The 16593-nt window shown below is 40.3% G+C and carries 18 protein-coding genes; 14 read left to right on the top strand and 4 right to left on the bottom strand.

Annotated elements, in window-relative coordinates; genetic code table 11:
* The first annotated feature begins 131 nt into the window (after positions 1-131).
* The 7 genes from FHS10_RS09975 to FHS10_RS09945 all read left to right on the top strand — a co-directional run bounded on the left by FHS10_RS09975 (position 132) and on the right by FHS10_RS09945 (position 6566).
* Complete coding sequence (locus tag FHS10_RS09975; protein WP_259089955.1) at positions 132-707, top strand: hypothetical protein; 576 nt, start codon at positions 132-134, stop codon at positions 705-707.
* A gap of 10 nt (positions 708-717) precedes the next feature.
* Positions 718-1350: a hypothetical protein gene (locus FHS10_RS09970; protein WP_259089954.1), complete on the top strand. Its 633-nt coding sequence runs from the start codon at positions 718-720 to the stop codon at positions 1348-1350.
* Complete coding sequence (locus FHS10_RS09965; protein WP_259089952.1) at positions 1347-1943, top strand: hypothetical protein; 597 nt, start codon at positions 1347-1349, stop codon at positions 1941-1943. The genes FHS10_RS09970 and FHS10_RS09965 overlap by 4 nt, the downstream gene beginning before the upstream one ends.
* Complete coding sequence (locus tag FHS10_RS09960) at positions 1944-3143, top strand: exo-alpha-sialidase (protein WP_259089951.1); 1200 nt, start codon at positions 1944-1946, stop codon at positions 3141-3143.
* 185 nt (positions 3144-3328) lie between these two features.
* Positions 3329-4249: an ABC transporter ATP-binding protein gene (locus tag FHS10_RS09955; RefSeq protein ID WP_259089949.1), complete on the top strand. Its 921-nt coding sequence runs from the start codon at positions 3329-3331 to the stop codon at positions 4247-4249.
* Positions 4242-5495, top strand: a complete 1254-nt coding sequence (locus FHS10_RS09950; protein ID WP_259089947.1) for an ABC transporter permease — start codon at positions 4242-4244, stop codon at positions 5493-5495. The genes FHS10_RS09955 and FHS10_RS09950 overlap by 8 nt, the downstream gene beginning before the upstream one ends.
* Before the next feature lie 144 nt (positions 5496-5639).
* A complete protein-coding gene (locus tag FHS10_RS09945) occupies positions 5640-6566 on the top strand; it encodes a Ppx/GppA phosphatase family protein (protein WP_259089946.1) in 927 nt (308 codons plus the stop codon).
* A 35-nt stretch (positions 6567-6601) separates the two neighbouring features.
* Here FHS10_RS09945 and FHS10_RS09940 read toward each other — a convergent pair whose 3' ends face one another.
* Positions 6602-7516: an AraC family transcriptional regulator gene (locus tag FHS10_RS09940; RefSeq protein ID WP_259089945.1), complete on the bottom strand. Its 915-nt coding sequence runs from the start codon at positions 7514-7516 to the stop codon at positions 6602-6604.
* A gap of 99 nt (positions 7517-7615) precedes the next feature.
* Here FHS10_RS09940 and FHS10_RS09935 point away from each other — a divergent pair, with 99 nt between their 5' ends.
* Complete coding sequence (locus FHS10_RS09935) at positions 7616-7981, top strand: nuclear transport factor 2 family protein (RefSeq protein ID WP_259089944.1); 366 nt, start codon at positions 7616-7618, stop codon at positions 7979-7981.
* A 461-nt stretch (positions 7982-8442) separates the two neighbouring features.
* Here FHS10_RS09935 and FHS10_RS09930 read toward each other — a convergent pair whose 3' ends face one another.
* Positions 8443-9015, bottom strand: a complete 573-nt coding sequence (locus FHS10_RS09930; protein ID WP_259089943.1) for a dihydrofolate reductase family protein — start codon at positions 9013-9015, stop codon at positions 8443-8445.
* A gap of 93 nt (positions 9016-9108) precedes the next feature.
* Positions 9109-9669, bottom strand: a complete 561-nt coding sequence (locus FHS10_RS09925; RefSeq protein ID WP_259089942.1) for a dihydrofolate reductase family protein — start codon at positions 9667-9669, stop codon at positions 9109-9111.
* Positions 9670-10045: 376 nt separating this feature from the next.
* Between FHS10_RS09925 and FHS10_RS09920 the strand changes: the two genes are divergently transcribed.
* A complete protein-coding gene (locus tag FHS10_RS09920) occupies positions 10046-11095 on the top strand; it encodes a DUF2332 domain-containing protein (RefSeq protein ID WP_259089940.1) in 1050 nt (349 codons plus the stop codon).
* 382 nt (positions 11096-11477) lie between these two features.
* On the opposite strand, the gene FHS10_RS09915 is transcribed toward FHS10_RS09920, so the two are convergent.
* Positions 11478-11822 carry a winged helix-turn-helix transcriptional regulator gene (locus FHS10_RS09915; RefSeq protein WP_259089939.1) on the bottom strand — a complete coding sequence of 115 codons (345 nt, stop codon included), beginning with the start codon at positions 11820-11822 and terminating at the stop codon, positions 11478-11480.
* A 100-nt stretch (positions 11823-11922) separates the two neighbouring features.
* Here FHS10_RS09915 and FHS10_RS09910 point away from each other — a divergent pair, with 100 nt between their 5' ends.
* The 5 genes from FHS10_RS09910 (at position 11923) to FHS10_RS09890 (ending at position 16502) form a co-directional block, all read left to right on the top strand.
* Positions 11923-12519 (top strand): short chain dehydrogenase, encoded by a 597-nt coding sequence (locus tag FHS10_RS09910; protein ID WP_259089937.1) that lies wholly within the window; start codon positions 11923-11925, stop codon positions 12517-12519.
* Positions 12520-12645: 126 nt separating this feature from the next.
* Positions 12646-13302 carry an NAD(P)-dependent oxidoreductase gene (locus FHS10_RS09905; protein ID WP_259089936.1) on the top strand — a complete coding sequence of 219 codons (657 nt, stop codon included), beginning with the start codon at positions 12646-12648 and terminating at the stop codon, positions 13300-13302.
* A 195-nt stretch (positions 13303-13497) separates the two neighbouring features.
* A complete protein-coding gene (locus FHS10_RS09900) occupies positions 13498-13992 on the top strand; it encodes a hypothetical protein (protein ID WP_259089934.1) in 495 nt (164 codons plus the stop codon).
* 170 nt (positions 13993-14162) lie between these two features.
* Positions 14163-15167: a hypothetical protein gene (locus tag FHS10_RS09895; RefSeq protein WP_259089933.1), complete on the top strand. Its 1005-nt coding sequence runs from the start codon at positions 14163-14165 to the stop codon at positions 15165-15167.
* Positions 15168-15191: 24 nt separating this feature from the next.
* On the top strand, positions 15192-16502 hold the full coding sequence (locus FHS10_RS09890; protein ID WP_259089932.1) for a DUF885 domain-containing protein: 1311 nt from the start codon (positions 15192-15194) through the stop codon (positions 16500-16502).
* The last annotated feature ends 91 nt before the right edge of the window (positions 16503-16593 follow it).

The raw sequence follows: 16593 nt of genomic DNA, 5'->3' as shown, positions 1-16593 counted from the left end.
TTTTAAAAACTTCGTAAGTCTGGGATCTACAACTTGCTGTTTGTTTATTTTTAAACAGGCCGTAAAGATTATTTATTAATTTGAGCAACAATGAAACTTATATTTATTCCAGACCATTTAGATAAAGCAGAATGATGGTAACCGCTAAAAACACCTACTACATAATGGCTGTAAACCTGCTTTACACGCTAACGGTAATTGCATCTATCACATTGAGATTTAACGATATGCCCGTGGCTAAATGGCTGCAGGTATTGAATGAAATAGTGTACGTAACTCCGATGCTGTACGTGGTTATGATGTTGAAGTACTTAAAAGAAGATGGATCTATTATAGCAACCTATAAGATTTTTATCGGTATTGATATTTTCATTTCGCTGTATTTTGTTGTAGTTAAAATGACGGCAAATAATGTAGGCTTATATTACCTTTTCTTTTTACTATCTATTATCGCCGGTATTATTTTCACTATCCAATCTGCCCGGATTCAGAATAAATGGCTTGGCTATCCCCTGCTTACTTATGGGCTTATGTTCCTTTTTGTGATTTTATTACAACTCATTGCAAGTATCATTTACTCGTCTCAGTTGTTTAAATACGTTAGTCTAACAGAAATATTAATTCCTGCCATGACATTCTACATTCTATTTAAAATAGCAAGGTATCTGGCTTCCGAAGAAGACTCGACGGCATCAATCTTAACCTAAGCAAAAAACCATGAAAGTAAAGCCTAAGAATACCGGGTATATTATTGCCGCCACACTGCTCTACACCATTTTGGTCGGCATAATAGGCGTGCTCAAGCTTTCACATATCATGCTGTCAAATCTGGTTAACTACTTAACCAACTTTATTTTGGAAGGTTGTTATGTTGCAGCCATATTTTATTTAATGGCAATTTTAAAGCAGGTTGATGAAAAAAGAACTATTATATTGTCGCTCCGAATTTATATCATCCTTGATATTATATTTTTTGGATGGCATTTATTGGTAGGAAGAACCGGTATAAACGGAAACATACTGCCAATGCTGATCGGTTTTATAGCAACATTATACATTAGCGCCCAAGCTACAAACGTAAAAGATCCGGTACTTTCGTTCCCGTTTAAGCTGCTTGGGGCTATTATGCCGTTATCATTGTTTTTTAAGCTCTTGATATCCGTATTTGTAATTCAACATTATGTAGGCAGAAACCTGCTTTACTATGTAGTTTTAGCGGAAACATTACCTCCATTAGCTATTATTTACATTCTATATAAAGCATTAATTATTACTAACAACCAGCAACAAGTGATGCCACCGACTATTGCAAACCCCGATAATTCAATCGAAAACAAACTTCCAAAATGAAAGTAAACGCCAAAACAACAAGATACATGATGGTTATTAATGCTATTTATTTTATAGCAACTATCGTAGCTCTCCTATTTGCGTTAAATCAATCGCGCCCGCCGTTTTATTTCACCTTGTTCAGGGAGTTACTTTTTGATACGCAGCTTATATACCTGGTTTATGTTTTGAAACATCTTTACGAAAAGAAAAGCTATATCAATACCTTGATTGCGTTCATCATATTTAACTTTACAATAACCTTTTTATCGGGTGTTACCGCAACCAATACAAATGGGGATTGGTTACTGTTTTTGTTATCAGTTTTCATAATGTTAATGAGCATCATTTTAATTATTCAATTTTTCAAATTACGTAATACAGAGCTTAGATTACCTTATGGTTTATTCGGGCTTGCTTACTTAACCTACATGCTGTTTTATGTTACAGCCGGCGCGTTGATTATCCTTGCAGGTCAAACAGTTGTACAAATTATCATGTTCTGTCTGTTATTTACGCCGGCCTCGTTATGTTATGCATTGATAGGAATAACCCGCTATTTAAAAACCCAGGACGAATTGAACCGTTCAATCTCTGAATTTCGAATCCAATAAATGACTAACCTCCCCAAATTAAAATCAAGTTTTAACTCCTTGCTTGGTAAATGCATAGCGGCCGGTATTATTTTGCTTGTGCATTTCGTCTCCAACAAAACCTACGCACAAACCATCCGCAACAACTACCAAACTGAAACAGGCATACCCCATCTGCAAATTAAGCGGAGTATGATTTACTCGCCGGATAAGGAATGGCTGTACAACCACCACCCCAGCATTATCCATTTTAAAGATAAATTTATAGCCATATGGAGCAACGGATTGATCGACGAAGATTCGCCGGGGCAACGGGTGGTTTATGCTACCTCAAAGGATTTTGAGCATTGGTCGGCACCTGTGCCGCTGGCCTCGCCGGGTAAAGTTAACGATACACTCACCGTGCTTACTGCTGCCGGTTTATATCAATACAAAGGCACTTTGGTTGCCTACTATGGCGAATATACCAAACACCGCCAAAACACCCACCTATGGGCTAAAACCAGCACCGATGGCCTGCATTGGAGCGATCCCATCGACATGCATGTTCCATTGATCCCCAACCACGGCCCTGAGGCTACCAAAAGCGGCAGGCTCATCATCAGCGGTAATTTCCTGTTCCCTTATACCGATGACCCACGCGGGATCTCGGGCTGGAAACTCAGCAGCTTTTACCCCGACTCACTATATACCCAGGATAACTCATCTGCATTTTACGCTCCCGCCGCCAAATTGGGATTACCGCCCTTATGCGAAGGCTCGTTTTATCAAACGGATGACAACATCATCCACATGCTGCTAAGGGTAACCGGTAAGGGTTGGAAAGGCAAGCTTTGGTTAACCGAGAGCAAAGACAACGGCAGCAGCTGGTCGCGCCCGGTAGCGGCTCCTTTTTCAGATAACGACAGCAAATTTCATTTCGGCCGCCTGCCCGATAAACGTTTTTATTATGTGGGCATCCCCGATACCCTGCACCATTACGATAGAAACCCGCTGATTTTATCCATCTCAAAAGATGGCAAAGCCTTCACCCAAAACTATATCATAGCCAATGAGCTTTATCACCTAAAAAAAGAAGGATTATGGAAAGGCGGCCAATATGGCTATCCGCATACTATGATCTATCAGGGGTATATGTACGTAATCATATCCCGGCAAAAGGAAGCGATAGAAGTGCTAAAGTTTAATTTGACACAGATTAATACACACGAATCTCACTAATTAGTTCGAGTTGGCGCAAATAAGAATGAACATCACCTCATTTCCTAAAAATTCGTGAAATTCGACTCAATTCGTCCTCATTCGTGTTTAGTGAAATTCGACTCAATTCGCTCTTATTCGTGTGTAACATTTTAATTTTCGTCGTATCTAAACCATAAATTAACAAAATAAACCTTAATCAAAATATGTTAAGCATCCGCAATATTGTTAAGCAATACGCCGGTCACCGGGCGTTAGACGATGTAAGTCTGGAGGTAGAAAGTGGTCAGGTTTTCGGTCTGCTGGGGCCAAATGGCGCAGGTAAAACCTCTCTCATCCGTATCATTAACCAGATCACAGCACCAGACTCCGGCGAAGTTTTCTTTAATGGCGAAAAGCTCAATCAATCGCATATCGACCGCATTGGCTACCTGCCCGAAGAACGCGGCCTGTACAAAAAGATGGAGATTGGCGAGCAGATGATATACCTGGCCCGCTTAAAAGGCCTGAGCCGCGATGAAGCCCAAAAACGTTTAAAATTTTGGTTTGACAAGCTGGGCATGGAAACCTGGTGGAAAAAAAAGATAGAAGAACTATCCAAAGGTATGCAGCAAAAGGCCCAGTTTGTGGCAACGGTGCTACACGAGCCAGATCTGATCATCCTTGATGAACCCTTCAGCGGTTTCGACCCGGTGCATGCCGAAGTGATTAAAGACGAGATCCTGGAGCTGAATAAAAAAGGTGCTACCATCTTGTTCTCTACCCACCGTATGGAATCTGTAGAAGAGCTTTGTCATTCTATCGCCCTCATCAATAAATCACATAAAATATTAGATGGTAAGGTTAAAACCATCCGCAACTCGTACCGTAACGATACTTATTTTGTGGAGTATACCGGCGCGCCTTTAAGTTTAGACGGACTACAGCCCTTTGAAGTGATTGGTGATACCCTTACCGACGATGAGCGCAACACCATTAAAATAAAGCTTACCGAAGGTAAAAACTCCAACGATGTGCTGCAGTACCTGATCCCTAAAACCCACATCAACATGCTGCAGGAAGTGATCCCGAGCATGCACGAAATTTTCATCGAAAAAGTTAACGCAAACTCCCTAAGCCATGAATAAAATACTACTCATTATACAGCGCGAATACCTTACCCGGGTACGCAAAAAATCGTTCATTGTGATGATTTTTGTAGTTCCCCTACTCATATTGGCGATGGGCGGAATAATAGCCCTGGTAGCAAAGAATAGTGATAACTTATCTACACTGCAAATAGTAAATGTATCTGACGATACCAAGATCTTTGCTGGTAAATTTCATGATGTATCTAACATAAAATTTACGGTAAGTCATCAGGATTTGAAGGCGGATAAAGCCGACTCCAAAAAAGATGAAAATATTTCGACCCTTTACATCCCGGCCGACTATGCAAAAAAAGGCGCTATACAAATCTTTTCAAAAAAGAAATCTCCCATGCAGCTTACCGATGAAATTGAAAAACAAATGGGCGACATTGCATTTAATTATAATATGGTGTTGCACCATATTGATACTGCAGTTATACACTCCATAAAAAAGGCTGATATATCTGTAAACACGGTTGAGATTACAGATGCTGGCGATAAAAGCAGCAATTTAGGCGCCAATATGGGAGTAGGTATTGCTTGTGCCATATTTATTTACATATCACTTTTCATTTACGGCGGGCAAGTAATGCGGGGCGTAATTGAAGAGAAAACCAGTCGTATTATTGAGGTGATCATATCATCAGTAAAACCATTTCAACTGATGTTGGGTAAAATAATCGGCGTAGGTTTGGTTGGCTTAACGCAGTTTAGTGCCTGGATAATTTTATCGGTCATTTCATCAAAAATAGCAGGCCATGCGTTTAACTCGCCGCAAAGCTTTATGGCAGGTATCATTTCCACTTTATCTACTATCCCATTTGGATTCATATTAGGGTGCTTCCTGTTTTATTTTTTAAGCGGATACTTGTTATACAGTGCCTTATTTGCAGCAGTAGGCTCAGCAGTTGATAGTGAAACGGAGACACAACAATTCATGTTCCCGATAACTCTGCCTTTATTGTTCACCTATCTGTTATCCGTAACCGTATTATTCCGCGCTCCGGATAGTGCCTTAGCTGTCTGGTTATCCATAATTCCATTTACAGCCCCGGTTGCCATGATGGTGCGGTTACCCTTCGATCCACCTACCTGGCAAATAGCCCTATCTATGTTTATGATGATAGTTGGCTTTTTATTTACCACCTATGTAGCCTCACGTATTTACAGGGTTGGTATTTTAATGTACGGCAAAAAAGCAAGCTTCAAGGAGTTGAGTAAATGGTTCTTTTATAAAGAGTAATTGGTTCATTGGTTCATTGGAACGCGGGCATGGCGGGGTTGGTGGTTGTCTGCTCTCAACCTGGCAATCCAACCAGAAAAGACCAATGAACAAGTGAACCAATGAACCAATGAACCAATGAACTAAATTATTTATTTTAGCCATATGAGTAAACGCGTTGCCGTGATGGATTTAGGTACCAACACCTTCCATTTATTGATTGCCGATGGCGATATTGATAACTACCAGGAAATAGTGCATTACCATGAAGCCGTAAAGCTTGGCGAAGGCGGTATTAACAAAGGCTACATTGTGCCCGAAGCTTACCAGCGCGGCATTGATACCATGCAAATGTTTGCGCGGGAAATAAAGGCCAATAATGCTACCGAAACCCGCGCCATTGCCACATCGGCCCTGCGCAGCGCATCAAACGGACAGGACTTTATTAAAGAGGTTAAAGATAAAACAGGAATCAGCATCGAAATTATTAATGGCGAACAGGAAGCGGGCTTTATTTACCAGGGTGTAAAGATCAGCGGCTGTTTATCGGCACAAAACTCGCTCATTATGGATATTGGCGGCGGCAGTGTGGAGTTTATTTTAGGCAATATCAATGGCATCACCTGGAAACAGAGCTTCGAGATTGGCGCGGCCCGGCTGATGGACCTTTTCCACCGAACCGACCCTATCCCACCCGCATCCATCGAGGCATTAAATCTATACCTTGAAGATCATTTAAATGATCTGTTTACCGCCGTTGCCACTCAAAAAGTGGACGTATTGATAGGCTCATCAGGCGCGTTTGAAACTTTTGCCGAAGTGATTGAGATTGAGAAAGGTCATCCTTTCGACCTGAAAACCACCAAAAACTACAATTTTGACGAAAGCGAACTGTTAACACTAACCAATAAATTTGTACAATCTACCCATAAAGAAAGGGCGGCCAGTAAAGGTATTATTCCGGTTAGGGTTGATATGATCGTGGCGGCTTCGCTCATCACCCGCTTTATTATGCATAAGCTGGGCATTAGCAAAGTGAGTATGTGCAGTAATTCGTTAAAGGAGGGTGTGTTGGCCGGGATGCTGGCTTAGTTCAGCTTGTGAACGGTGTTTTTTAGGCAAAAAACCTATTGATAAAACTTGCTTTTTCTGTACACCGCGGGAGTTTGCCCTATTTTTGATTTAAAGATCCGGTTAAAAGCCGCTTCCGACCGATAACCTACGTTTGCTGCAATTTCTGATACATTACTGTTCTCTGTTGTCAATAGTTTCTGAGCCCGCCTGATGCGCCAGTTGGTGAGGTAGTCCAGTGGTGTTTCATGCACCAATTTTTTAAACTGGTTAAAAAACACAGAACGCGACATGCCAATCTCCGACGCGAGGGATTCAAGCGTCCAATTGTTTTGGGGCGAGTCTTGTATCAGTTTTAGCGCTTTACTGATCCTGGGATCATTTAATGCCGAAAGAAACCCACTACCGGGCAAGGCCTGTTCTAAATATGCCCTGATGATATTCACAAACATAATTTCTGATAAACACTTCAGCATAACGCTGCTTCCAGGCCTTTCGTTATTGAGCTCGTCAAACATCAGTTGTGTAATTTGCTTTACCAATAGCTGGTTTTCTGTTGTATACTGCCTGATGTGAATAATTGACGGCAGATCCTTTAAAAAAGGATGCAAGGGCTGGTAATCAAATTCAAAGTGACCGGCTACAAGGTTGGTTGGCTCGCCGCCACTATTAAAAACAGGTGTCCCCTCTCTGCGTGCCTTAACAAATTGGGGCGACGGCATACGCAGGCTTGTAGCTTTATCGGCTATCCAATGGGCACTGCCATGCGGCACAAATACCAGGTCGCCCTCTGCCATTTCTATAATACGGCCATCGGGCGAACCAATAATACAACTGCCATTTACCAGCCGCCAGAACTGCGAATTTTCGTCCTTAACAATATCCAGTCCCCAGGGGGCTTCAAGGGTAACTTTGCTGTAAACAACACTCCTTAGTCCGGTTGCTTCTAATATAGTACTTAAAGTGTCCATTTGATAAATTGATACGATAAAGCAAATATACAACACCATTTAACACTTTAAGTATTAAATAGCAGACTACCTTTGGATTATTAATTAATTATAAAAGAAATGACAACACAAGAATTAGCCAATCAGTACTATGCCCTTTTTCAGAAAAGGCAAATAGCAGAAATTTATGAACAGTTTTATAGTGCCGACATTGTTTGTACCGAACCCGAACATGCCCTGGCGATGGGCGTGCCTACCATAACCAAAGGTATTGACGCGGTTTTGGCAAAATCAAAAGCCAGACAGGAGACTATAGCAGAAGTACACAGCTTTTTCAGCAGCGAACCGGTGGTTGGAGGCAGCTATTTTAGCCTGGCCATGGGCAGGGATATGACCTTAAAAAACGGGCAGCGGTTACAACTGGCAGAAATTGCGGTTTTTGGCGTAAAAGACGATAAGATCATAACCGAAACTTTTTTTTATTAGCATTCGGTTAGGCCTGTTTAAATAATAAAATACAGTAAATTTTCGTGAACCTTCAAGAATGTAATTTATCGAACCGTCATTGCGAGTTGTAAAATTTCGCGAAATTCTGAAGGTGGAATGACAACATACAGCTATGTCATTGCGAGTTTAAAAATCCGGAGGAATCTGAAGGTGGAAATGACGTAACAACTATCCTCTCCCCCCTGTCATGCTGAGGCACGAAGCATCTATTAGCGAACTTTACAGGGCGAATAGGAATGGCGTAGAATAGATCCTTCACTGCGTTCAGGATGACAGATCTTTTAAAAAACGTCATGGGTAGGAACGAAGCAATCGCGAACTGTGCAGATCCGCCCTGTATAGCATGCGATTGCTTCGTTCCTCGCAATGACATGGTGGACTTGTCATAGGTAGTCACGAAGCAATCCCCACTACAGCAATACCTTGTTAGCAGTTGAACCCTACTGCCCGTCCACTATGTAATTCAGTTCAGTTACTCCGCAGGTAAATTGCCGGGTATTCAATAAATTTAGTTTTATCTTGTCTTTGATGTCTACAAACAGTGGGATGCCCTGTCCAAGAACAATCGGGTTAACAAATAGCCAGTAGCCGTCAATTAAGTTCAGTTGGATAAGCGAATGTGTTGCTGTCGGGCTACCAAAAAGCAGGATGTCGCCACCCGGCTGTTGTTTTATTTCGTTTATACTGTTTAAAAGATTGTCGCTAATAATGGTTGTGTTAGGCAAATCAGCGTCTTCCAGTGTTTTTGATAAAACAACTTTGTGAACTTTTTTATACCACTGCGAATGTTCAATGTCGTGCTTGCTCGCAGTCGGCTTGTCTGCTGCGGTAGGCCAGTAGCTTTCCATCATCTGGTAAGTTACCCGTCCATATAATGCGGTGCTGCCTTCGCTTATGCGCTTACCCACATAATCAAAAATTTCTTCATCAACTTTAATCCAGTTCATTTCTCCGTTCGGTCCTGCTACAAAACCGTCAAGCGATATGTGCATAAATGAAAATATTTTTCTCATATAGTTCTATTTTATTGTTTTCTATGTTTTTTTACTATTGTCACCAGCCCGTATGCATTGTTGCCCATTGGGTTGTGTGAAGCAGATTTCCAGCTACTGTTTTACGTACCGGAGCAATATAGTCCCCGACTTAAAAACCGTCGACTCAACCAATTTTAATTGTAATTTTTCCTGCAGGTTAATACCTTCAAACAACCGTCTCCCTTCTCCTATTACAATCGGGTGAACCACCAAATGATATTCATCAATCAAACCAAGCTCTGCAAGTTGTGTAGGTATACTTACACCACCGGTTAAAATATTTTTGCCTTGTTCCTGCTTCAATTTAAGTACTTCGTCGCGAAGGCCCGTACTAACAATGCTTGTTTTTTCTTCCTCAGAGCTGTTTAATGATTGTGAAAAAACAATAATCTTGTTGACGGCGTCAAATGCCTGTGCAAATTCGTAATCCGGATTTGCCCGCTCAGCAGGGTCTTTCGCAATATCGGGCCAATAAGGCACCATCAATTCATAAGTTTTACGCCCGTAAAGAAATGTGTCGGCATCCCGCGTGAGCTGTATAAAATACGCAAACGTTTCTTCATCAGGATAAAATTTGGTATGGTCGCAGCAGCCATCTAAAGTTGTGTTGATTGCGTAAATTAGGTTCCTCATTTTTTAGGTTTTAATGCTGATTTTTCCAATCTGCCTAAAGTCAAAGATAAAATACCACGTCCATCATGGTGAGGGCTATCAGCGACAAAAAAAGGGGCGTTTACGTCAAAAGCGCCATTGTCCCATCTAAAGCGATTAAGCGCCTCAACAAAAGAGAAAGATACAATACGGTAACCAAATTTAATATATAGTTATGAAAAGCCCTACCCTATTATGGATAAGTATTGTGCATTCGGTTTGGGGTTGCTGTTTTTTTCTACAAAGAACCTGTATACATCAAGCCCGTTTTTGAGTGATAATACTGTTATTACTTGACAAATAACATAAATTTACGTGTTATGAAACAGCAAAACAGAACTACCCCAATAATTTATAAATGGAATTAGAAAAAATTAAAGAACGATTTATAGCTTTTGCTGAGTCCGAATGTAAAGGCAATTCGGAACTTTATTATAAATTAAGCAATGAAATTGCGAATGATGAAGGCTTATTAAAAATTGCTTCTAATACAAGAGTCGGACAACCAATACCCAATATTTTCTTCGCTTCTGTTCATTACTTATTGCTAAAAAACTCAAAGAATGAGTTAGCCAGTTACTATCCTTCTATCCAAAGAAAACAAGTATCAGAAATCCCTTTTGCAATATTCAAATCCTTTTGCTTAGAGAGCGAAGATGAAATTAAAAAAATAATTTCAACCAGGATTGTACAGACAAACGTAATCAATCGTTGTGCTTACTTAATGCCAATTTTTTCAAAAATAATAGCTGACGAAAATAGACCAACTACAATTATTGACATAGGAACCAGTGCAGGTCTGACCTTAAATTTTGACAAATATGAATATTGGTACAACGACCAAAAAATATTTGGCGATAGTAAAGTAATAAACAAGAGTACAATTATAGAATCGGCCATTCCGGAAATTTATAATATTTCGCAACCAATCCTAAAAATAGGAATAGACCAAAACATTATTGACCTTACTGAAAAAGATGAAATTTTGTGGCTGAAAGCCCTTGTTTGGACAGACCAACTTGAAAGATTTGTTGCAATAGATGAAGCATTGAAATTGGATGAACTTAAAAACATAAAATTTATAAGGGCTGACACAATTTTAAATTTTGAAAGAGAAATTTTAAAAGCAGATAGCAATCAAAATTTGATTGTTTATTCAACTCACGTTCTATATCAATTTACACAAGAACAGAAAGCTGATTTTTATGCTATGTTGGAAAGAGTTGGACAAGAAAGAGATTTTTATTTTTTATCAGTTGAAGGAATTAAAAATCTTTTAGACCGATACAATACAAAGGAGATAGTTATAGAATTAACCCATTTTAAAAATAAGCAAAGAACCGAAATATTCTTAGCAGAGACAAATGGACACGGAAATTGGATAAAGTGGAATAATTACAGCACATAACAACAGGCCCTGATAACAATAAACTAAAAAAGTTGAGTAGGGTGGCTTGCAAACGTATCAATTATTCAACTTGGTCGGTGTTTTCAATTTAGGTTTGATATTTTTTTAATTTGCATACTCAGCCCGTGGCCGGTGTTTTCACCGTGCCACGCCAATGTTCCCGCAAGTACATTTGGTATACGTATCACGGATTTGGGGCGGTGCGGTAAAAACACCGATCAAAGACTATACGGGAATCTATTAGAACACCTTGAGGGGGGATTTTAGAAGTTGCAAATGATATGCTCAAAAACTAATATCAAATAACTGATATTTATGTCGTGTTATTTAAAAAGACAGGAAAAGTAACGCTTCCAATGCAGGATAATGATCCTAAAATGCCTTATGTAGCTATGGTATTCTTTTTACCCCATTCTGCCAATTGCTGCATCACATCATTAAGCGACATCCCCTTTTCGGTGAGCGTATACTCCACCTTGGGAGGGACTTCGGCATATACCTTCCGATTGATGATACCGTCAGCCTCCAGTTCTTTTAAATGCCTGGATAACACCTTTAATGCTATACCATCAATTGTTTTATGAAGCTCACCAAATCGCCTGGGGCCTGATAATAACATCCAGATAATAACAGGTTTCCACTTGCCGCTTATGATGTTGATTGATCCTATTATTGAGCAATCACAATCCGGTTCTATTTTTTTTGAAATTATTTTTTCTGCTAACATGTTGATAACGAATATTAGTGCCTAATATGTCAATACTTGACAAATGTGCCATTACTTGACAAAGGTAAAGTTATGGATGAATTTTGTTAAAAAAATGAATATGAAAATATTAATTATAGGTGCCACAGGTACCATCGGAAAACACGTAACCGCCGTATTACAAAAAGACCATGAAGTAATTAAGGCTGGTTCAAAAAGCGCTGATATGCAGGTTGATATATCGTCAATCGAGTCGATAGAAAATTTTTACAAACAGGTTGGAAAATTTGACTCCTTAATTTGCGCTGCCGGGGACGCGCAGTTCGGGCCTTTAGCAAGTATGAAGGATGCTGATTTCAGGATTGGCGTTAACAGTAAATTGATGGGCCAGGTTAACCTGGTATTGATCGGCCAGCATTACATTAATCCCAAAGGGTCGTTTACTTTAACATCAGGTGCATTGGCCGATGACCCGATTGCAATGGGTGCAAACATTAGTACGATGAATGGAGCGATCAATGGCTTTGTAAAGGGCGCAGCAATAGAGCTGGAGAATGGGGTGCGTATCAATGCGGTCGGTCCTGATATTGTTGAAGAATCTATGGCCTATTTTTCCTATTTCCCTGGGCACGTTCCTGTTACCATGAGCAGGGTTGCGCAGGCTTATGTTAAGAGCGTTTTAGGCGGGCAAACTGGCCAGATCTATAAAGTGCTGTAACAGGCACTCAAAAATTAAAAAAAGGAATGACTATCTGCATGTAGTATCACTTGTGGATAGTCATTAAAAAAGATAAAAATGGTTTGTGTTCAATAAATGAATTAACAAACAAGTAAAATAAAAATTATGAAAATACTCATTTTAGGGGCCACGGGCAGAACCGGTCGCCTTATTGTTGAAGAGGCACTAAAGCAAGGCTATGATTTAAATGTTTTGGTGCGGGATAAAAACAAAATATCCTTTAGTTCAAAATCAATTAACGTATACCAGGGAACACCTACCCGCAGAGCGGATTTGGCAGCTGCAATGCAAGGCTGTGATTTGATCATAAGTGCTTTGGGTATCGTAAGGGCCTCAGATGCTCCCTGGTCTAAATTAATAACCGCCAAAAATTTCATATCTGAAAGCATAAAAAATGCGATAGCTGAAGCGGATCAACAAAGCATAAAACGTTTAATTACAGTCTCTGCGTGGGGTGTTGGGGACAGCAAAAAAGATATCCCTTTTTGGCTCAGATGGTTAATTGACTATACCAACATGGGCCCTGTTTACGCGGAACATGAAAAAGAGGAAAAACTATTGGCTAATTCAGACTTAAACTGGACGGCTGTGCGGCCTGTTGCCTTAAATGATTCCGATAAGATAAAAACGCTGAAGGTAAGTTTTAATAACCTCCCTAAGCCAAGTTTATATATCAGCAGGCAAAGTGTAGCTAAATTCATTGTTGATATCGTGAAATCCGATAAGTACGATAGGAAAAGCCCAACTATTTCTGAAAACTAATATGGCGGGGAGGTGCAAAGTCGCTTCCGTTGGCACTTGCCAATCGGTCGGTTTTATCACCATACCCGTTAACTTAAGGGAATGAATTTGAGCAATAGTAGCTATCCTGATATGGGGTAACTCTAAAGTTCTCTTCTCCATATTTTAATTTTAGATCCAGCTAATTTTCAGTCATGAAATTTTAACAATATAACAATGTATCAAATCGCATTAATCACCCACATTGTGGGGATAACTCTTATGGCAGGCACTACCCTTTTGGAATATTTGCTTACAAAGCATTTCTGGAAGCTATACGCGAGTGACAGATCAAGAGCAATTACAACCAATGAAGACGGATTTAACTTTCATTTGATAGTTAATATTGGAATTATTCTCTTGATTCTGTCAGGGGTGACGATGTTGGTAATTACGCAAGGTGTTTTTGCCAAACAAATATGGTTTCAGATAAAAATTGGTTTAATCGTCATTATAGCTATCAACGGATCGGCATTCGGAAGAAAACAAGATGCGAAACTTAAACGGTTAATATCACTGGAAAAATTGAACTCTCTTCAGGATGACCCACGCGGGCAAGAAAACCGGAATACCGATCTTATGAAGGTAAAAAATCGCCTCGATCTTTTTTATGTTTCTCAGCTCTTAATGTTCCTTACCATTTTTACGCTCAGCGTTTTCAAATTTAACTAAGGCTCAGCTTAGCGCCTCCCTAAAACATATAAGCACAAAATCAGCATAATGGTTACAGAACAACAAAATACCACAAACAACTTTTCACCTTTAAAGAATGCTTTGGATGTCATCGGCGGTAAGTGAAAGTTCTGTGTGATTGTTGCAGTGAACGAATTGGAAAACGTAACATGAAATTTTCAAAAAGAGCTATAGTGATCGCCCTGTTGTCTGCATTCGTGGTGATCATCGCGTCCACAGGCGCAACTATTGAAAACGCAAGACCAGCAGTGGAGAAGGATGATTATGTCTTTAAACCCTATCTTTCCGACTATCATATTTTTTGGGGCAAAATGAATAACCTTATCCCCTCCGGTGGATTTTACAGTTATACGCTTGCCACCACACTTTTTACCGACTATGCTGAAAAGCAGCGGCTCATCTGGCTACCGCCCAGCACAAAAATGAGCAGGATAGATGACGGCTTACTCAATTTTCCGGACGGGTCTATGATCGTAAAAACATTTTATTACCCCTTTGACGAACGCGACAGCCTTTCGCAACTGCATATTGTAGAAACCCGGTTACTGGTAAAAAGCAAAGGGAAATGGAACACCGCTGATTACAAATGGACAGATGGGCAGAATGACGCGCAACTGTTCCCTTCCGGCGGCAGTAAATCGGTGACATATACCGATAAAAGCGGGGCAACGCGTTCCATATCCTACCAGATACCCAGCAAAAAAAACTGTGCCACCTGCCATAATTCGAACGGCACTATCTTCCCGATCGGGCCGAAAGTACAGAACATGAATTTTGAGATACCCGAAGAAGCTAAAATGGAAAACCAACTGGAGGCATTTCAGAAAATCGGGATACTCGATCATTTTGATGTTCATAAATCTGCTTCACTTCCGCAGGCATTCAACCCGAACTATTCGGTTGAGAACCAAGCAAGGGCCTACATGGAAATAAACTGTGCGCATTGTCATAATCCGACCGGACGGGCAAAAGGAACAAAGCTTTACTTTTCGTATACACTACCTTTATATCAAACCAATATTCTAAGGGACCAGAAAAGTATTTTGAAGAAAATGGGCAACCACTCTATGCCAAAAATAGGGACAACGATCATTCATACGGAAGGTATGGAACTGATCAGGGCTTATATAGCCAGTTTAAACAAAACCAATTAAGCTCTTATAAATCTCTATTATCTCATGAAAATTCACGCTGCCTTAATTTTTACCGCTTATTCCTTGCTTAATCCGAAACCGCAACCAAATTTCGACACATTTACCCATAGTTTTGTCATTGGTTACCATGCTCTTCCTATACCAGGATTAGCAAATGGCTACATCGATGATCTGCACGAGATTGAACCAAAGGATACCATCAAAAAAGAAATTGCATTTTTTAATAATATCAAAGATCAATTGTGTCAATATCAACTGTCTGCACTTTCAGCCGCTCAGCAACAGGACTATCTTCAGATAAAGTTCGAAACGACGATGAACCTGGAAAGGCTGAAATTGGAAACAAAATGGTTAACCCATTCTCCGGCGACAGTGCCAGACAATAATATAGCTGCAATTCCAGACGGCAAAGCATGGTACGCTTATCTGTTAAAGAGGTGGCTGGGTGCAGATGTTACTCCGGATGAAATTTTTAAGTTTGGATTGAATGAAGTAGATGATGCAAACACGCACATAAACCTTATTCGCCGGCAAACAGGACTGGATTCAATTGCTTTTTACCGTAAAATTAACAGCGCCGAATTTTTGATAAATGATCCGGAGATTATTCAGGAACGTTTTGAACAGACCCGGGAAAATATAGAGAGCAGGTTGAACGTCTTGTTTTACCCCCATCAAATCCCGGTAGTAAAAATTAAACAGGGGCCCAAAGAATTGGTGGTGCATACACCTGGTTTTTACAGAGACGGAACATTTTATTATAACTTATCCGGTAGCCCCTATAACAGCAGGCAGTTCGGATGGCTTTTTCTTCACGAAGCGATACCGGGGCATCATTATCAAACCCTCATAAATGAGAAGGAGCCGCATAGTAACGTGCAGGACCTGTTTTTTTACGTAGGTTCCGCTGAAGGATGGGCGGCCTACGTGGAAAGATATGGTAAGGAACTTGGTGTTTACAAAACGCCTTATGATGAGCTTGGCCACTGGGAATGGGACCTGGTAAGGGCGGTAAGAATCCCAATGGATATTGGAGTGAATTATTATGGATGGACGGATCAGCAAGCGCTGGCGTTTTGGAAAAAGCATGTAAATAACCAGGATGATATTGCCATGCGCGAAATTGAAAGGGTAAGGCACTGGCCCGCTCAGGCCATTACCTACAATTACGGTGCTGCACAAATAGCCCAATGGAAAACCGCATTACAGGTCAAATTAGGAGATAAATTTAATATAAAGGATTTTCATGAATGGGTTTTGGCAAACATTTCTTTGCCGTTTGCCATCGCCAGAGATGGTGTATTTAAAGAAGCTGCATTAAAAACCAGCAACTAAGCCATTTTTTTAGCGATACAGAAAATAAAGCCCAATGCGTTTTGAACCGGTAATTGGCTGTAGCGGATGATGGCATCACCAAAGATAACTT

The organism is Mucilaginibacter dorajii (assembly GCF_024808255.1).
In the GTDB taxonomy this organism is placed as follows: domain Bacteria; phylum Bacteroidota; class Bacteroidia; order Sphingobacteriales; family Sphingobacteriaceae; genus Mucilaginibacter; species Mucilaginibacter dorajii.
This window is presented reverse-complemented; position numbering and strand designations above follow the sequence as displayed.

Bases quoted from the DNA above. Each gene is read 5' to 3' on its own strand.
- FHS10_RS09950 (WP_259089947.1), top strand. From the start codon at position 4,242: ATGAATAAAATACTACTCATTATACAGCGCGAATACCTTACCCGGGTA.
- FHS10_RS09940 (WP_259089945.1), bottom strand. From the start codon at position 7,516: ATGGACACTTTAAGTACTATATTAGAAGCAACCGGACTAAGGAGTGTT.
- FHS10_RS09930 (WP_259089943.1), bottom strand. From the start codon at position 9,015: ATGAGAAAAATATTTTCATTTATGCACATATCGCTTGACGGTTTTGTA.
- FHS10_RS09935 (WP_259089944.1), top strand. From the start codon at position 7,616: ATGACAACACAAGAATTAGCCAATCAGTACTATGCCCTTTTTCAGAAA.
- FHS10_RS09900 (WP_259089934.1), top strand. From the start codon at position 13,498: ATGTATCAAATCGCATTAATCACCCACATTGTGGGGATAACTCTTATG.
- FHS10_RS09910 (WP_259089937.1), top strand. From the start codon at position 11,923: ATGAAAATATTAATTATAGGTGCCACAGGTACCATCGGAAAACACGTA.
- FHS10_RS09955 (WP_259089949.1), top strand. From the start codon at position 3,329: ATGTTAAGCATCCGCAATATTGTTAAGCAATACGCCGGTCACCGGGCG.
- FHS10_RS09965 (WP_259089952.1), top strand. From the start codon at position 1,347: ATGAAAGTAAACGCCAAAACAACAAGATACATGATGGTTATTAATGCT.
- FHS10_RS09920 (WP_259089940.1), top strand. From the start codon at position 10,046: ATGGAATTAGAAAAAATTAAAGAACGATTTATAGCTTTTGCTGAGTCC.
- FHS10_RS09945 (WP_259089946.1), top strand. From the start codon at position 5,640: ATGAGTAAACGCGTTGCCGTGATGGATTTAGGTACCAACACCTTCCAT.
- FHS10_RS09970 (WP_259089954.1), top strand. From the start codon at position 718: ATGAAAGTAAAGCCTAAGAATACCGGGTATATTATTGCCGCCACACTG.
- FHS10_RS09975 (WP_259089955.1), top strand. From the start codon at position 132: ATGATGGTAACCGCTAAAAACACCTACTACATAATGGCTGTAAACCTG.
- FHS10_RS09915 (WP_259089939.1), bottom strand. From the start codon at position 11,822: ATGTTAGCAGAAAAAATAATTTCAAAAAAAATAGAACCGGATTGTGAT.
- FHS10_RS09895 (WP_259089933.1), top strand. From the start codon at position 14,163: ATGAAATTTTCAAAAAGAGCTATAGTGATCGCCCTGTTGTCTGCATTC.
- FHS10_RS09925 (WP_259089942.1), bottom strand. From the start codon at position 9,669: ATGAGGAACCTAATTTACGCAATCAACACAACTTTAGATGGCTGCTGC.
- FHS10_RS09890 (WP_259089932.1), top strand. From the start codon at position 15,192: ATGAAAATTCACGCTGCCTTAATTTTTACCGCTTATTCCTTGCTTAAT.
- FHS10_RS09905 (WP_259089936.1), top strand. From the start codon at position 12,646: ATGAAAATACTCATTTTAGGGGCCACGGGCAGAACCGGTCGCCTTATT.
- FHS10_RS09960 (WP_259089951.1), top strand. From the start codon at position 1,944: ATGACTAACCTCCCCAAATTAAAATCAAGTTTTAACTCCTTGCTTGGT.